General features: G+C 70.0%; 12 protein-coding genes. 9 read left to right on the forward strand and 3 right to left on the reverse strand.

The window, feature by feature from the left end:
• Positions 1 to 141: 141 nt before the first annotated feature.
• A complete protein-coding gene (locus tag ABD357_RS33500; RefSeq protein ID WP_344394918.1) occupies positions 142 to 492 on the forward strand; it encodes an SsgA family sporulation/cell division regulator in 351 nt (116 codons plus the stop codon).
• 135 nt (positions 493 to 627) lie between these two features.
• Here ABD357_RS33500 and ABD357_RS33505 read toward each other — a convergent pair whose 3' ends face one another.
• From ABD357_RS33505 to ABD357_RS33515, 3 genes are all read right to left on the reverse strand, one after another.
• A complete protein-coding gene (locus ABD357_RS33505; RefSeq protein ID WP_344394920.1) occupies positions 628 to 2,322 on the reverse strand; it encodes a penicillin-binding transpeptidase domain-containing protein in 1,695 nt (564 codons plus the stop codon).
• Between the two features lie 94 nt (positions 2,323 to 2,416).
• Positions 2,417 to 4,036, reverse strand: coding sequence for a penicillin-binding transpeptidase domain-containing protein (locus tag ABD357_RS33510; protein WP_344394922.1), 1,620 nt, complete (start codon positions 4,034 to 4,036; stop codon positions 2,417 to 2,419).
• 194 nt (positions 4,037 to 4,230) lie between these two features.
• Positions 4,231 to 5,970: a dolichyl-phosphate-mannose--protein mannosyltransferase gene (locus ABD357_RS33515; protein WP_344394924.1), complete on the reverse strand. Its 1,740-nt coding sequence runs from the start codon at positions 5,968 to 5,970 to the stop codon at positions 4,231 to 4,233.
• Positions 5,971 to 6,032: 62 nt separating this feature from the next.
• Between ABD357_RS33515 and rsmI the strand changes: the two genes are divergently transcribed.
• The 8 genes from rsmI (at position 6,033) to ABD357_RS33555 (ending at position 16,114) form a co-directional block, all read left to right on the forward strand.
• Positions 6,033 to 6,881 carry a 16S rRNA (cytidine(1402)-2'-O)-methyltransferase gene (gene rsmI / locus ABD357_RS33520; RefSeq protein WP_344394926.1) on the forward strand — a complete coding sequence of 283 codons (849 nt, stop codon included), beginning with the start codon at positions 6,033 to 6,035 and terminating at the stop codon, positions 6,879 to 6,881.
• A gap of 317 nt (positions 6,882 to 7,198) precedes the next feature.
• Positions 7,199 to 7,582, forward strand: coding sequence for a hypothetical protein (locus tag ABD357_RS33525; protein ID WP_344394928.1), 384 nt, complete (start codon positions 7,199 to 7,201; stop codon positions 7,580 to 7,582).
• 32 nt (positions 7,583 to 7,614) lie between these two features.
• Positions 7,615 to 8,484 (forward strand): TatD family hydrolase, encoded by an 870-nt coding sequence (locus tag ABD357_RS33530; protein WP_344394930.1) that lies wholly within the window; start codon positions 7,615 to 7,617, stop codon positions 8,482 to 8,484.
• Between the two features lie 131 nt (positions 8,485 to 8,615).
• On the forward strand, positions 8,616 to 9,992 hold the full coding sequence (locus ABD357_RS33535) for a resuscitation-promoting factor (RefSeq protein WP_344394932.1): 1,377 nt from the start codon (positions 8,616 to 8,618) through the stop codon (positions 9,990 to 9,992).
• 368 nt (positions 9,993 to 10,360) lie between these two features.
• A complete protein-coding gene (gene rsmA, locus ABD357_RS33540) occupies positions 10,361 to 11,269 on the forward strand; it encodes a 16S rRNA (adenine(1518)-N(6)/adenine(1519)-N(6))-dimethyltransferase RsmA (RefSeq protein WP_425585112.1) in 909 nt (302 codons plus the stop codon).
• Positions 11,266 to 12,159, forward strand: coding sequence for a 4-(cytidine 5'-diphospho)-2-C-methyl-D-erythritol kinase (locus ABD357_RS33545; protein WP_344394934.1), 894 nt, complete (start codon positions 11,266 to 11,268; stop codon positions 12,157 to 12,159). Before rsmA ends, ABD357_RS33545 begins: the two co-directional genes overlap by 4 nt.
• 106 nt (positions 12,160 to 12,265) lie before the next feature.
• Entirely contained in the window at positions 12,266 to 14,071 is a 1,806-nt protein-coding gene (locus ABD357_RS33550; protein WP_344394936.1) for an ABC-F family ATP-binding cassette domain-containing protein, read from the forward strand.
• A gap of 213 nt (positions 14,072 to 14,284) precedes the next feature.
• Complete coding sequence (locus ABD357_RS33555; protein ID WP_344394938.1) at positions 14,285 to 16,114, forward strand: outer membrane protein assembly factor BamB family protein; 1,830 nt, start codon at positions 14,285 to 14,287, stop codon at positions 16,112 to 16,114.
• Positions 16,115 to 16,163: the final 49 nt, after the last annotated feature.

Here is a 16,163-nt window from a genome sequence, read left to right on the forward strand (position 1 = left end):
TGCCTTGTTGCGAACGGCTTGCAAGAGCGAGATGTCCATCAATAGCTCGGGAGCGCAATCCGGAAAGTATGCGACATTGGATAGAAATCCACACAAAGGGTTTTCACAGGGTCTTCTGGACCCCCGGCGAAGGAGCGACCGATGTCCGCCGTCGAGCAGTACGCGCGCGCCCACATCGTCACGGACTCGGCACAGGAGACGCCCGCCGTCCCGGTAGCCCTCCGCTACGACCCCGAGGCCGAGCTGCCCGAGGTGCACGTCACCCTTCCCGGGCAGCACGAGTGGGTTGTCGCCCGCGACCTCCTCGAACGGGGGCTGCGCACTCCGACCGCGTCCGGTGACATACGCATATGGCCGTGCGGCCGCGTCCAGACCGTGGTGGAGTTCCACTCGCCGGAGGGGGTGGCGGTGGTGCAGTTCGATGTGAAGGCCTTGATCCGCTTCTTGCGGCGTACGTATATGGCGGGGGCGCCGGTGGCTCACAGGAGCTGAGCGGACTGGCCGAAGCCCGGTGGGGTCCCGCGCCCCTAAAGGAGGCCGCAGGCCTTCCCTATTAGGGGCGCGGGGAACTGCGCGACCAGCCACGACGGGCCCGCAGGTCGAACTGCGTCTCCAGGAGGGGAGCTCTCAGCTTCCTGCCTTAAGCATCGCCGCGACAAGCGGCCCCGCGGCTTCGCCGCCGTGCCCGCCCTGCTGCACGACACCCGCGGCCGCCAGGTCGCCCTTCCATGCCGTGAACCAGCCGTTGGGCTTCTTCTGGCCGTCGACCTCCGCCGAGCCGGTCTTCGCGCCGGAGTCGGGGCCGAGGCCGGCCATCGCCTCGGCCGCCGTTCCCGCCGCCGCCGTGTACTGCAGCAGCTCCTGCAGCTGGGCCCGCGTGGAGGAGGACAGCGAACGGGGCGCCTTCGCCAACGTACGGTCGTCGACGTCCGGAGACACCAGGTAGGGCTGGCGGAAGGTGCCCGTCTTCGCCGTCGCGACGACCGACGCCATGTTCAGCGGGTTCATCCGGACCGCGCCCTGGCCGATCAGCGAGGCCGCCATCTGGGCGTCCGACTGCACCGGCACCGCGCCGTCGAAGCTGGACACTCCGATCGACCAGTCGTTCCTGCCGAGCCCGAAGACCTCCTGGGCCTGCTTCGTCAGATCGTCGTCGCTCAGCTTCTCTGCCTGGCTGATGAAGGCCGTGTTGCAGGACCGCGCGAAGCTCGCCTTGAACGTGCCGCCCTTGATCTCGAACTTGTCGTCGTTCTGGAACTTCCAGCCGCCGTACGTGGAGAACTTGGGGCACGGGTGCTGCTTGTCCATCGACGCGAGCCCCTTGTCGAGGAGCAGCGACGCCGAGATGATCTTCATCGTGGAACCGGGCGCAAGGGAGCCCTGGAAGGCGGTGTTGAAGCCGTGGCCGGAGTTCGCGACGGCCAGGATCTCGCCCGTCGACGCCTTGGTCGTGACCAACGACGCCTTGGGCTTCTTGGCCACCTGCTCCTCGGCCGTCGCCTGGAGGCTCGGATCGAGGGTTGTACGAACTGTGCCGGGCGTTCCCTTGCTCAGTTCCAGCAGCGTCTTGTCGGGGGTTCCCTCGTCGTTCTCGGTCGCCTTGGCGGAATCTTCCGAGGAGCCCTTGCGGATCACCCGCAGCTCGATGCCCGCCTTGCCGCCGGCCTTCTTGCCGTACTTCTCGCGCAGGCCGTCAAGGACTGTCCCCAGGGACGGGTACTTGGCCGCGGTCAGCTCCCCGCCGTCCCGGTCGAGCGCCTTGACCGGCGGTGTCCCGGCCTCTCCGGTGACCAGCCGGTCGCCGTCCTCCAGATCCGGGTGGACGACGGAGGCGTGCCAGTCGACCAGCGGCTTTCCGTCCTCGGCCCGGCGGACGACCGTGAGCTGGGAGTCGTATGCGAGGGCCGTGGTCTGGCCCTTGTAGGAGACCGTGCCCTTGACGGAGAACGGCATCTTGGCGCCGGATCTGGTGCCGGGCGTGAGCGTCACGTCCGTGATGCGCGCCTCTTTGCCGTACCCGGTGAGCAGCGTGCGGGCCGCCGCCGTGTCGTTCGTGGTGGCGGCGGCCTTCGTGACGTCACCGCTCTGCCAGGCCGTGAGGAAGGTCGTGGCCGCCGACTTGACCTCGGCTGCCGACAGTGGGCCGGTCTTCACGGCCGCCTTGCGTTCGGCGGCCTTCGACGCGCTGTCGTCGGCCGCCGCCCCACCGCCGTACACGGTGTAGACGCCGAACCCCGCCCCACCGACGACCACGGCGATCATCCCGCCGATGACGGCGGGCTTCGTCCTGCCGCGCTCGTTGGCGCGTCCCCTGTTCCCCACGGCTCCCGTTCCTCCGCTTTTGCCTCAGTACTCTCACGTTCCACTTAGAGAACGAGAGCCAACAGCCTAGGGTCCCGGTGTGACAGAGGGGACCTCAGGAGGACGCTCGTAGCACGGCTGCGACAATCGGGCCCGCCGCGTCGCCGCCCCGGCCGCCCTCCTGTGTCATGGCCGCCGCCGCGATGTCGTCGCGGTAGCCGGTGAACCAGCTGTTGGACGTCTTCTGGCCGTCGACCTCCGCCGAACCGGTCTTCGCGCCGACGCTGCCGCCGAGCCCGGCCATCGCCTTGGCCGCGGTGCCGCTGAGCGCGGTGCGGTTCATCATCTGGCGCAGTTGCGCGACCGTACCGGCGTCCAGCCCCTGCGCGGTGGCCAGTTCACGGTCGTCGAGGCTCTGCGGCACGATCACCGGCTGCCGGAAGGTGCCCGTCATCGCGGTCGCGGTGACGGAGGCCATGTTGAGGGGGCTCATCTGGACCTGGCCCTGGCCGAGCATGTTGGCCGCCGTGTCGGGGCCGCCGGAGGCCGGGACGGAGCCGTCGAAGGACGCGATGCCGGTCTTCCAGTTGTCCCTGCCGAGACCGAAGCGCTCCTGGGCCTCCTTCGTGAGCGAGTCGGCCTTCACCTCGTCCGCGTACTTCACGAACGCCGTGTTGCAGGAGAGCGCGAAGCTCTCCGAGAGGGTCGCGTTCTCGTTGGGCTTCATGCCCTCGATGTTCTTGAAGGTCTGGCTCTGCCAGGTCGCTTCCGCCGGGCAGGGCGCGGGTCCGGTCGCGTTCGTGACGCCGTTGTCGATCAGTGTCGCCGCGGAGAGGATCTTCATGGTGGAGCCCGGCGCGAGCTTGCCCAGGAACGCCGCGTTGAACTCGTCGGTCCGGTGGTTGGCGACCGCCAGCACCTCGCCGGTGCTCGGCTTCACCGCGACCACCGACGACTCCGAGTACTGCTTGACCGCCTTCTCCGCAGCGGCCTGCACGCCCGCGCTGAGCGTGGTGCGCAGCTTGCCCGGCTTGCCCTCCGCGAGCGTGAGAAGCGTCTTGTCGCCCGCGTTCTCATCCGCGCTCCGGACCGCCAGCTCGACGCCCGGGGTGCCGCCCGCGGTGTCGCCGTACTTCTCCCGCAGCTGGTCCAGGATCGGCCCGAGCGAGGGGTACTTCTCCTTGGTCAGCACGGTGTCGTTGCGGTCCACCGCCTCGATCGGAGGGCTGGCGGCCTCGCCCGTGACCAGGGTGTCGCCCTCGTCCAGATCGGGGTGCAGGACGGTCGGCTTCCAGTCGACCAGTGCCCGTCCGGTGGTGTCCCCGCGTACGACGGTCAGTTCGCTCTTGTACGAAAGGGGCTTGCTCTTCCCCTCGTACGACACCGTGGCCGAGACCGAGAACGGCACCGTCTGGCCCGACGGTGTACCCGGCGTGATCTCGACGCCGGTCAGATGCGCCTCGGTGCGGTAGCCGGCGAGCAGCGGCTGGGCCACGCCCGCGTTGTTCGTGTGCCCGGCGGCCTTGGCCGCCTGGCCCTTCTCCCAGGCCGCGAAGAACTCCTCGCTGGTCTCCTTGACCTCGTCACTCGACGGCGGACCGGTCTTCACGGTCTCGCCCCCCGCCGAGCTGTCCCCGGTGATCGCCGACACGATGTTGAACGCGCCGTATCCGGCACCACCGACCATCACCGCGAACACGCCGCCCACGATGGCGGCCTTTGCCCCCTTGCGCATAGCGCGATCCCCTCCCCACGGCCTTTCTGAACGTGTTCAGAAAGATGCTCACCTATCGCACTGTATGCGGGAGGAGGGGCCGGTGTGGCTGCTGTTCCGTGATTGTTAAACCGGGGTGGCCGGTAGCCGTCAGGTTCTCGGTCCCGCCCTCAGACCGCCCTCAGACCGCCCTCAGGCCGCTTTCAGGCCAGCCCTCACACCCAGGTATCCAGCCACATCCGTGAACGCCAGGTGTCTATCGGGATGGCCTGGCCGGTGTAGATCGGCCAGAAATAGATGAAGTTCCACGCGATCAGGAGAACCAGAACGCCCGCCGTCGCCGCGCCCGCCACGCGGCGGCGTTCGGTCGAACCCGGCGGGCCCAGGATCGCGCCGATCATCATCGCCAGGGCCAGGCAGAGGAAGGGCAGGAAGACGATCGCGTAGAAGAAGAAGATCGTGCGCTCCTGGTACATGAACCAGGGCAGATAGCCGGCCGCGATACCGCAGGCGATGGCGCCCGCGCGCCAGTCGCGGCGGAAGAACCAGCGCCACAGCACATAGAGGATCGCGAAGCCCGCGGCCCACCACAGCAGGGGCGTGCCGAGGGCGAGGACCTCGCGGGCGCATTTCTCGCCCGCGTCGACGGGGCAGCCGTCCTTGCCGGGCTTCGGGGACTCGTAGAAGTACGAGACCGGGCGGCCGGTGACGATCCAGCTCCACGGGTTCGACTGGTAGGTGTGCGCCGAGGTGAGGCCGACATGGAACTCGTACACCTGGTGCTCGTAGTGCCACAGGCTGCGCAGCCAGTCGGGCAGGAACGTCCAGCTGCCGCCCTTGCCCTCGGTGGCCGCCCAGTTCCGGAAGTAGCCGCCGGTGCCGTCGGAGGGGGACAGGATCCAGCCGGTCCAGGAGGCGAGATACGTGACGATCGCCACCGGCACGGTCGCCACGAACGCCAGGCCCGTGTCGCGCTTGAGCACCGCCTTGTACGGGTGCCGGGCGCCCGCGACCCTGCGCGAGCCGACGTCCCACAGGACCGTCATCAGGCAGAACGCGACCAGGACGTACAGACCGTTCCACTTGGTGCCGATGGCGAGGCCGAGCATCAGGCCTGCCGCCCAGCGCCAGGGGCGCAGACCCAGTCGGGTGTGTTCCGCCGTGTGCGCGTCCGGGCGTACGACTCCGTCCTCGTCCGGCGGCAGCGCGGCGGCCAGGCGTTCGCGCGTCCTGTCCCGGTCGATGACCAGGCAGCCGAAGGCCGCGAGGACGAAGAACATCACCACCTGGTCGAGCAGCGCCGTGCGGCTCATCACGAAGTGCAGCCCGTCGACGGCCATGAGGGCGCCCGCGAGGCAGCCGAGGAACGTCGAGCGGAACAGCCGGCGGCCGATCCGGCACAGCATCAGCACGGACAGCGTGCCGAGCACGGCCGTCATGAACCGCCAGCCGAAGGGCGTGAACCCGAACAGCCACTCGCCGAGCCCGATCATGTATTTGCCGACCGGGGGATGGACGACGTACGCGGCCTCCGACGGGATCGGGACGTCGCCGTTGTTCTTCAGGATCAGCTCGTTGGCGTCCTTGGCCCAGTTGACCTCGTAGCCGCGGTGGAGGAGCGCCCAGGCGTCCTTCGCGTAGTACGTCTCGTCGAATATCACCGCCTTCGGGCTGCCCAGGTTCCAGAACCGCGTCAGGCCCGCCAGCAATGTGATCAGCAAAGGGCCCACCCATGCCGACCAGCGCACCAAGAGCGTGGCGGCCGGCTTCGACAGCCCGAAAGCCGCCCACAGACGCGGGCTGGGCTGCGCGTACGCGGGCACCAGACGGTCACGGACGTCGCTTCTGGCCCGGCGCGTGTAGCCGAACCGGCGAAGCCGCAGCTGCCACGACGGCTGCCGCTCTTCGACGCCCTCTGCCTGCCGGGTGTCCGTGTGGGACGCGGTACTGGTCACCGCGCCATCGTAGGGAACCCTTCTGTGCGAGTCCCCTTTATCGGCCCTGCGAGGATGGAACCGTGACAGGAACCCTTGTACTCGCAGGCACTCCCATCGGGGACGTCGCGGACGCACCGCCCCGGCTGGCCCAGGAGCTGACGGCCGCCGATGTGATAGCCGCAGAGGACACCCGGCGGCTGCGCCGACTGACCCAGGCACTGGGCGTGCAGCCCGCCGGACGGGTCGTGTCGTACTTCGAGGGCAACGAGTCGGCCCGTACGCCCGAACTCGTCGAGGCCCTGGCCGGCGGGGCGCGCGTGCTGCTGGTGACCGACGCGGGGATGCCGTCGGTGTCCGACCCCGGCTACCGGCTGGTCGCGGCGGCGGTGGAGAAGGACATCCGGGTGACCGCCGTGCCCGGACCGTCCGCCGTGCTCACCGCGCTCGCGCTGTCCGGGCTGCCTGTCGACAGGTTCTGCTTCGAGGGGTTCCTGCCTCGGAAGGCGGGCGAGCGGCTGTCCCGGCTGCGGGAGGTCGCGGGGGAGCGGCGCACGCTTGTGTACTTCGAGTCGCCGCACCGGGTCGACGACACGCTCGCCGCGATGGCGGAGGTGTTCGGCGCCGAGCGGCGGGCCGCCGTGTGCCGGGAGCTGACCAAGACGTACGAGGAGGTCAGGCGGGGGCCGCTGGGGGAGCTTGCGGCTTGGGCCGCGGAGGGTGTTCGCGGGGAGATCACCGTTGTCGTGGAAGGGGCGCCGGAGAAGGGTGCCGAGGACGTGGACGCGGCGGAGCTCGTGCGCCGAGTGCGGGTGCGGGAGGAGGCGGGGGAGCGGCGTAAGGAGGCCATCGCCTCCGTCGCCGCGGAGGCGGGGCGCCCCAAGCGGGAGGTTTTCGATGCCGTGGTGGCTTCAAAGCACTCCGCGCCTTGAGACCGGGCGTTCCGGGTAGCGCCATTGAGGGTTGCTGCATCGTGTGAGGGTTGCTGCATCGCGCGGGGTGCGGGCCGTGTGTGGTTCCTCGCGCAGTTCCCCGCGCCCCTGACGGGGCGCGGTAAATGGTGCCCCCCGCGCAGGCAAAGCTCAGCCCCGCTATTCGGGGCCCTCGGACAAAGAACTGCCAAGTCGGCTTCAATAGTTGACAGGTTCCATGCACTTGCTCCGTCAGAAGAGTCCACTGGTGACGGGACGCACCCGTCCCCCGCCTCCGCTCCCCCGGAGGCGTCAGACCAGCGGACCTAGGAGCTGGCATGAGTGAGATGGCCGTCGTGCACGAGTCGTATTCGTTCGCCTGTATGCGGTGCGGGCACGGCTGGGAGCAGTCGTACGCGATCGAGCATCACCTCGACGCCGAGGGCACCGAGTTCGTGACGTACGTGGCCGATGGCCAGGTGGTGCCGTCGCCGTTGAGCCGGCCCACCTGCCAGAACTGCGACGGTCATGTCGTACGGATCATGCGCCCGGGGCAGGTGTCCTCGGCGCTGAACTCCCTGCACCCGCGCCGCTCCCGCTCAGTGCCTCACCAGGCGGAGCAACCCGAGGCGGAGTCCACGGGGTCCGCGGAGCCCAGGGAACGCCACCACTGGCACCTGTCCGATCTGCTCCACCCGTTCCATCACCGCAAGGCGGGGTGAGGCGCGGGAGGGCCCCTTCGTAGGATCGGGGCATGCCCTCCAACGCCGAAGCCCCGCCCCTCCCGGACCCCCTCCGTGTGCCCGTCGCCGACTCGCACACCCACCTCGACATGCAGTCCGGCACGGTCGCGGAGGGGCTCGCGAAGGCCGCGGCGGTCGGTGTGACGACGGTGGTGCAGGTCGGCTGCGACCTGAAGGGCTCGCGGTGGGCGGCCGAGACGGCCGCGGAGTACGAGGCCGTGCACGCGACCGTCGCGTTGCACCCCAACGAGGCGCCCCGGATCGTCCTCGGCGACCCCGACGGATGGTCCCGGCAGGGCGCCCGCGAGCCCGGCGGAGAAGGCGCACTGGACGAGGCGCTCGCCGAGATCGACCGGCTCGCGGGCCTCCCGCAGGTCAAGGGCGTCGGGGAGACAGGGCTCGACTACTTCCGTACGGGACCCGAGGGCAAGGCCGCCCAGGAGCGGTCCTTCCGGGCCCATATCGAGATCGCCAAGCGGCACGGCAAGACCCTGGTCATCCACGACCGCGACGCCCACGCCGACGTGCTACGCGTGCTCAAGGAGGAGGGCGCGCCAGAACGCACCGTCTTCCACTGCTACTCCGGGGACGCGGAGATGGCCGAACTGTGCGCCGAGAACGGCTACTTCATGTCCTTCGCCGGGAACATGACCTTCAAGAACGCCCAACCCCTGCGCGACGCCCTCGCCGTGGCCCCCCTCGAACTCGTCCTCGTCGAGACGGACGCGCCCTTCCTGACCCCCGCGCCGTACCGCGGACGGCCTAACGCGCCGTATCTCATTCCGGTCACGGTCCGCGCGATGGCCGCCGTACGGGGTCTGGACGAGGACGCGCTGGCGACAGCCCTCGCGGCGAATACGAAGCGTGCCTTCGACTACTGACGCATAACGCCCACGGAGGCGCATTATCAGCCGTCGCGACGACGCAACGTAGTCGTGGCGCCTTGGACAGTGACGGCCGCTCCGCTAGGTTCTCCGCGCCCGATCCGGAGGACCCCCTGGAGCGTGTCGTCGTGAGCATTTCGCAGTACGAGACGTATGGCCCGACGTACGAGAACGATCAGCAGAATGATCAGCCGAACGATCAGCCGTACGCCGCTGAGGATCCGCGGGATTACGTGGACACGTACCGGCCCGCGTACGAGACCCAGCACGAGGTCCCCTACGAGACCCACCCCGAAGCCGCCACCGAACCCCAGCTGCCCCGCCCGCTTCCGCCCACGATCGAGCTGCCCGGTGCTTTCGGCGGCAGGGCCGAGGCGCGCCGGGCGGCGCGGCGCCAGAAGGCCGCAGAGCGGCCGCAGGCGGTGCGCCGGCTGGTGCCGCGGGCGCTGGTCGTCGCGTTTCTGGCCGGCGGTACCACCGCGTTCGTCGCCGACGACAAGGCGATCGAGCTGACCGTCGACGGCAAGCCCCGCACGCTGCACACCTTCGCGGACGACGTGACCGAGCTGCTCGCCGACGAGGGCGTCGAGGTGGGTGCCCACGACATCGTGGCGCCCGCTCCCGGAACCCCGCTGACCAGCGGTGACGAGATCGCCGTACGGTACGGACGGCCCCTGCATCTCACGCTCGACGGCCGGCGGCGCACGGTGTGGACGACGGCGCGCACGGTGGACGGGGCGCTGAGGGAGCTCGGGGTGCGTGCGGAGGGCGCGTACGTGTCGGCCCCGCGCTCCAAACGGATCGGACTGGAGGGACTGACCCTCGACGTCCGGACCGAGCGGACCGTGACGGTCATGGCGGACGGGCGGGCTCGGACGGTCCGGACGAACGCCGCGACCGTCCGCGAGGCCGTGGAGGGCGCCGGGATCAACCTGCGCGGACAGGACACCACGTCCGTCCCGCCCGGGAGCTTTCCGCGCGACGGGCAGACGGTGACGGTGCTGCGGATCACGCGCACGAAGGAGGTCCGCGAGGAGCCCATCGCGTTCGGGGTGCGGCGGACGCCGGACGCCTCGTTGTTCCGGGGCACCGAGGTCGTCGAGCAGGCTGGGCAGCCCGGCATGCGGCGCGTCACCTACGCCCACCGCACGGTCAACGGCGTCCGCTCCAAGCCGCGCCCGCTCGACTCCGAGGTGGTCCACGAACCCCGCACCCAGCTCGTGAAGATCGGCACCAAGCCCCTGCCGGCGGCTCCCGCCGATGTCGACGACCTCAACTGGAGCGCGCTCGCGGCCTGCGAATCCGGGGGCCGGCCTGGGGCGGTGGACCCCTCCGGCACGTACGGCGGCCTCTACCAGTTCGACACTCGGACCTGGCAGAGCCTCGGCGGTACCGGGCGGCCGCAGGACGCGTCGGCGGCGGAGCAGACGTATCGGGCGAAGAAGCTGTACGTACGCCGAGGGGCGAGTCCTTGGCCGCACTGCGGGGGGCGGCTGCATACGTGAACTTGCGGTGGGCTGGGGCAGGCGTTTCTTTCCCCAGCCCCGCCCCTTCCCGAAACTGGGGGCTGCGCCCCAGACCCCCGCAAGGGGGTGGGTGGTGACACGTCGTGTCGCGGCTGCGGGGCCGTGGGCAGTTGGGGGTGCGGGATTTTCCGGCCCGGGGGAGTCGCAGGCTTTGGCGATTCAGGGGCGCGGGGCTGTGTCGATTTGCGGCTCCGCCGCGTGGGCGCGACCAGCCACGACGCACTGGCAGCCGCGACACGACTGTCACCTCCACCTCCTGGCGGGGGCCTGGGGGCGCAGCCCCCAGTTTCGGGAAGGGGCGGGGTAGGGGAAAGAACCCCCGCCCACCGCGCCGTACGCTGGCCACCGTGAGCAACACCCCCGACGCCCTCCTGGGCCCCGCCGACATCCGCGAACTCGCGGCCGCCCTCGGCGTACGCCCCACCAAGCAGCGCGGACAGAACTTCGTCATCGACGCCAACACGGTCCGCCGCATCGTCCGCACCGCGGACGTCCGCCCAGAGGACGTGGTCGTCGAGGTGGGCCCGGGCCTGGGCTCCCTCACCCTGGCCCTGCTGGAGGTGGCGGACCGGGTCGTCGCCGTCGAGATCGACGACGTACTGGCCGGCGCGCTTCCCGCCACCGTCGCAGCGCGTATGCCGGATCGCGCAGACCGCTTCGCGCTGGTGCACTCCGACGCGATGCACGTGGCCGAGCTGCCCGGCCCCCCGCCGACCGCGCTCGTCGCGAACCTCCCCTACAACGTCGCCGTCCCCGTGCTGCTGCACATGCTCGAGACCTTCCCCACCATCGAGCGCACGCTCGTGATGGTGCAGTCGGAGGTCGCCGACCGGCTGGCCGCGGCACCCGGTTCGAAGGTCTACGGCGTGCCGTCGGTGAAGGCCAACTGGTACGCCGAAGTCAAGCGAGCCGGTGCCATCGGCCGCACCGTCTTCTGGCCCGCCCCGAACGTGGACAGCGGGCTCGTCTCCCTCGTCCGCCGTACCGAGCCCCTCAAGACGACGGCTTCGAGGCGCGAGGTCTTCGCTGTGGTCGACGCCGCCTTCGCCCAGCGGCGCAAGACCCTGCGGGCCGCGCTCGCCGGCTGGGCGGGGTCGGCGGCGGCAGCGGAGTCCGCCCTGGTCGCGGCGGGTGTATCGCCGCAGGCACGGGGCGAGGCCCTGACGGTGGAGGAGTTCGCCCGCATCGCGGAGAACCGGCCGACCGGCAACGCGGAGAACAGGCCGGCGGAGAACAAGGAGCGCGGAGAGCAGTGAGCGTGACGGTACGTGTCCCGGCGAAGGTCAACGTCCAGCTGGCCGTGGGCGCCGCCCGCCCCGACGGCTTCCACGACCTGGCGAACGTCTTCCTGGCGGTCGGCCTGTACGACGAGGTCACGGTGACGGCGGCGGACGAGCTGCGCATCACGTGCGACGGGCCGGATGCGGACCAAGTGCCCCTGGACCACACGAACCTGGCGGCCCGCGCGGCCCGGAAGCTGGCTGCCCGCCATGGCTTCGTCCCCGACGTGCACATCCACATCACCAAGGACATTCCGGTCGCCGGCGGTATGGCAGGCGGCTCCGCCGACGCCGCCGGCGCACTCCTGGCCTGCGATGTCCTCTGGGGTACGAACGCCCCCCGGCCCGAACTCCTCGAGATCTGCGCCGAGTTGGGCAGCGACGTACCGTTCAGCCTGGTCGGCGGGGCCGCGCTCGGCACGGGCCGGGGCGAACAGTTGCGCCCGCTGGAAGTCGGCGGCACCTTCCACTGGGTCTTCGCCGTGGCCGACGGCGGCCTTTCGACCCCGGCGGTGTACGCGGAGTTCGACCGCCTCACCGAAGGCGTCGAGGTTCCCGAACCACTCGCGTCCCAGCCCCTCCTCGACGCCCTCGCGAAGGGCGACCCGACCGCCCTCGCAGCCGCCCTCTCCAACGACCTCCAGCCCGCGGCCCTGTCCCTGTGCCCGTCGCTGGCCGACACCCTTGCCGCTGGCACGGCGGCCGGTGCCCTCGCCGCCCTGGTCTCCGGCTCGGGCCCGACGGCGGCGTTCCTGACCCGGGACGCGCCGTCAGCGACGAAGGTCGCCGAGGCGCTGCTCGCCTCGGGCACATGCCGCGCCGCCCGGCTCGCGCCCTCACCCGCGCCCGGCGCGACGGTGCTCTGAGCTTCCGGAACGCGTCATCACAAAGAGTGACGATCCCTGCACGCCCCGGCCCCTCGCCCGGAGGGCCTAGGCTGGAAGGCTGATCGATCCCCGCGTCAGGAGAGAAATGGCCGTCAACCTGGTCAATGTCGAGAACGTCAGCAAGGTGTACGGCACCCGTGCCCTGCTCGACGGCGTCTCGCTCGGAGTGTCCGAGGGAGACAGGATCGGCGTCGTCGGGCGCAACGGTGACGGCAAGACCACGCTGATCCGGATGCTCGCCAAGCTGGAGGAGGCCGACACCGGGCGCGTCACGCACTCCGGCGGTCTGCACGTCGGTGTGCTCACCCAGCACGACTCCCTCGACCCGGAGGCCACTGTCCGGCACGAGGTCATCCGGGACATGGCCGACCATGAGTGGGCGGGCAACGCCAAGATCAGGGACGTACTCACCGGACTGTTCGGCGGGCTGGATCTGCCCGGGTTCCCGCAGGGTCTCGACACCGTCATCGGTCCGCTCTCCGGCGGCGAGCGGCGCCGCATCGCGCTGGCCAAGCTGCTGATCGCCGAGCAGGACCTGATCATCCTCGACGAGCCCACCAACCACCTGGACGTGGAGGGGATCGCCTGGCTGGCGAAGCATCTGCGGGAGCGGCGGTCCGCGCTCGTGTGCGTCACCCACGACCGGTGGTTCCTCGACCAGGTCTGCACGCGGATGTGGGACGTGCAGAAGGGCGATGTGTACGAGTATGAGGGCGGCTACTCCGACTACGTCTTCGCGCGCGCCGAGCGTGAGCGCATCGCGGCCACAGAGGAGGTCAAGCGGCAGAACCTGGTCAGGAAGGAGCTGGCCTGGCTGCGCCGCGGCGCCCCGGCCCGTACGTCCAAGCCGCGCTTCCGCGTCGAGGCCGCGAACGAGCTGATCGCGGACGTACCGCCGCCGCGCGACAGCAGCGAGCTGATGAAGTTCGCGTCCACCCGGCTCGGCAAGACCGTCTTCGACCTCGAGAACGTGACCGTGCAGGCCGGCCCGAAGGTGCTGCTGAAGCATGTGACGTGGCAGCTCGGCCCCGGCGACCGTATCGGCCTCGTCGGGGTGAACGGCGCGGGCAAGACCTCCCTGCTGCGGGCGCTGGCCGACGCGGCGTACAGCGGGGGCGAGCGGCAGCCCGAAGGCGGACGGGTTGTGGTCGGCAAGACCGTGAAGCTCGCCTACCTCTCGCAGGAGGTCTCCGAACTCGACCCGGCCCTCAGGGTGTTGCAGGCCGTGCAGCAGGTCCGCGACCGCGTCGACCTCGGCAAGGGACGCGAGATGACGGCCGGTCAGCTCTGCGAGACCTTCGGCTTCAACAAGGAGAAGCAGTGGACGCCGGTCGGTGACCTGAGCGGTGGTGAGCGCCGCCGGCTCCAGCTCCTGCGGCTGCTCATGGACGAGCCGAACGTCCTCTTCCTCGACGAGCCCACCAACGACCTCGACATCGAGACCCTCACCCAGCTCGAGGACGTCCTCGACGGCTGGCCCGGCTCGATGGTCGTGATCTCCCACGACCGGTTCTTCATCGAGCGGACCACGGACCGGGTGTTCGCGCTGCTCGGCGACGCGACGCTGCGGATGCTGCCGCGCGGGATCGACGAATACCTGGAGCGGCGGCACAGGATGGAGGAGGCCGTGGCCGCCCGGACCCCCGTGGCGCCCCCCGCAGAGAAGCCCGGCATCTCCGCCGCCGACGCCCGCGCCGCCAAGAAGGAACTCCAGAGGATCGAGCGGCAGTTGGACAAGCTCTCCCAGAACGAGAAGAAGCTGCACGACCAAATCGCCGCGAACGCCACGGACTTCGGAAAGGTGGCCGAACTGGACGCCGGCCTGCGCGAACTGGCCACCGAGCGCGAGGAGTTGGAGACGCGTTGGCTGGAGCTCGCAGACGACGCGTGAAGGTGGCGTGAAGGAGCGTAACGGGGTCATCACGGGCCGGTCCTCCCTTGGGAACAGGGGTTGGACCGGCCCTGAGTTCGAGCGGGACATGGTGATAGAAAGGGCCGTCTGAGAACCGTCTGAACTGTCTGAGTACGACGCTGAGTACAACTCCGTGTTCACTGCGTACTTCTAGGCGTGGCTAAAAATCAGTGATGAAGGGGGAACGCGCTGATGTCCCAGCCGCCCAACCAGCCGCCACAGGGCGGGTTCGGAGCTCCACAGGATCCGGGCGGGCAGAACCCTCCGGGCCAGGGAACGCCTCCGCCGCCCGCGCAGCCTCCGCAGGCGCCGCCGCCTCCGCAGGGCACGCCACAGGCGCCGCAGCAGGGCGGAGCCCCGGGGGCCCCGCCCGCCCAACAGCCTGGTTACGGCTACCCCCAGCAGCCCGGCCCGTACAACCAGCCGGGTCCGTACGGCCAGCAGCCAGGACCGTACGCCCAGCCGGGACCGTACGCCCCGCAGCCCGGCCCGTACGGACAGCCTCAGCAGCCCGGCCCCTACGGCCAGCCCGGCTACGGCTACCCGCAGCAGCCCCAGTTCCCAGGCCCGCCCGGCACCCCGCCGGGCGGCGGCTCGCGCAACCCCTTCAAGGGCAAGCCCGCCATCATCATCGGAGCCGCGCTGGCCGCCGCCCTCGTCATCGGCGCCACCGTGTACGCGGTCTCCAGCGGCGACGACGGCGACAAGAAGCCTGACGCCAAGAAGAGTGGCGACGCCAACCCCACCCCGGGCGAGGACCCGATCAACCCCGGCGACGGTGACGGCGGAGGCGGCAAGGACACCGAGGACCTCAACGCGGGCCGCCAGGCGGGCGAATCGAAGGTGCTCTGGTACAAGGAGGGGCCCGACGCGCCCGGTTCCGGCGCGGACGCCCCCGGTATGTGGATCACCGACAAGACCGCCGTGAAGGCCGCGTACAAGCAGGTCTTCGCCTACAACGTCAGTGACGGCAAGCCGGCCTGGCCCGAGATCACGCTGCCGCAGGAGATCTGCTCGGTCACCCCGGAGAAGACGGCCGACGACAAGATCGTCATCGCGTACAAGGCGGGCACCAAGGACACCGCCGACTGCAACCAGCTGATGGAGATCGACCTCGACACCGGCAAGCAGGGCTGGACCGAGGAGATCCCGGAGGGCGAACTCTTCGACAGCATGCTCCAGCTCGGACTGACCGTCACCGGCGACACGTTGGTGGTCGGCCGCGGGCAGTCGGGCATCGGTTACGACGTCTCGACCGGCGACAAGCTGTGGGACAAGAAGAGGTACGGCGCGGCCTGCTTCCCGGCGGCCTTCGCGGGCGGCAGCAAGCTGATCTCCGTCTCGTCCTGCGCGGCCGGCAGCGACAACCAGCACGACGAGGTGCAGGAACTCGACCCGGCGACCGGCAAGGCCAAGTGGACCTGGAAGGTTCCCAAGGGCTGGCAGGCCGCGCGTGCGTACTCCACCGACCCCGTCGTCATGTACCTCACCAACGAGGACAAGAAGCAGTGGAACATCTCCACGCTGAACAACGGTCAGGTGACCGCGCAGGTCGACATCGACGAGTCCTTCGCGCCCGAGTGCGGCTGGGCGATCCTCTCGCGTGATCTGCAGGGCTGTCAGGGCGTCGCGGCCGACAAGGACACCCTCTACCTGCCGACCGACGCGAAGACCGGCGCCAACGAGATCGTCGCGATCAACCTGGCGACCGGCAAGGAGAAGTGGCGCACCAAGTCCCCGGTGGAAGAGAGCATGCAGCCGCTGAAGATGGACGGCACGAACCTTCTCGCGTACGTCCAGCCGTCGTACGACTCGGGCGGCCGGATCGTGTCCATCCCGACGGGGGACGGCTCTCACACGCCGAAGAAGCTGCTGCAGAACCCGCAGGGCACCGCGGACATCGAGAGCGGCTTCTACTCGAAGGACGTGGACTACGTGGACGGGCGCTTCTACATCTCCACGGCCCGGCTGACGGGTCGCGACGAGGCGCAGGAAAAGCTGATGCTGGCCTACGGCAAGTGACCGCCCTCGTCCCGCCCCCCACTCCCTTTCTTCTCCGAGCTTTCCGAGG

It is taken from the genome of Streptomyces vastus (genome assembly GCF_039532825.1).
GTDB classification, from domain to species: Bacteria; Actinomycetota; Actinomycetes; order Streptomycetales; family Streptomycetaceae; genus Streptomyces; species Streptomyces vastus.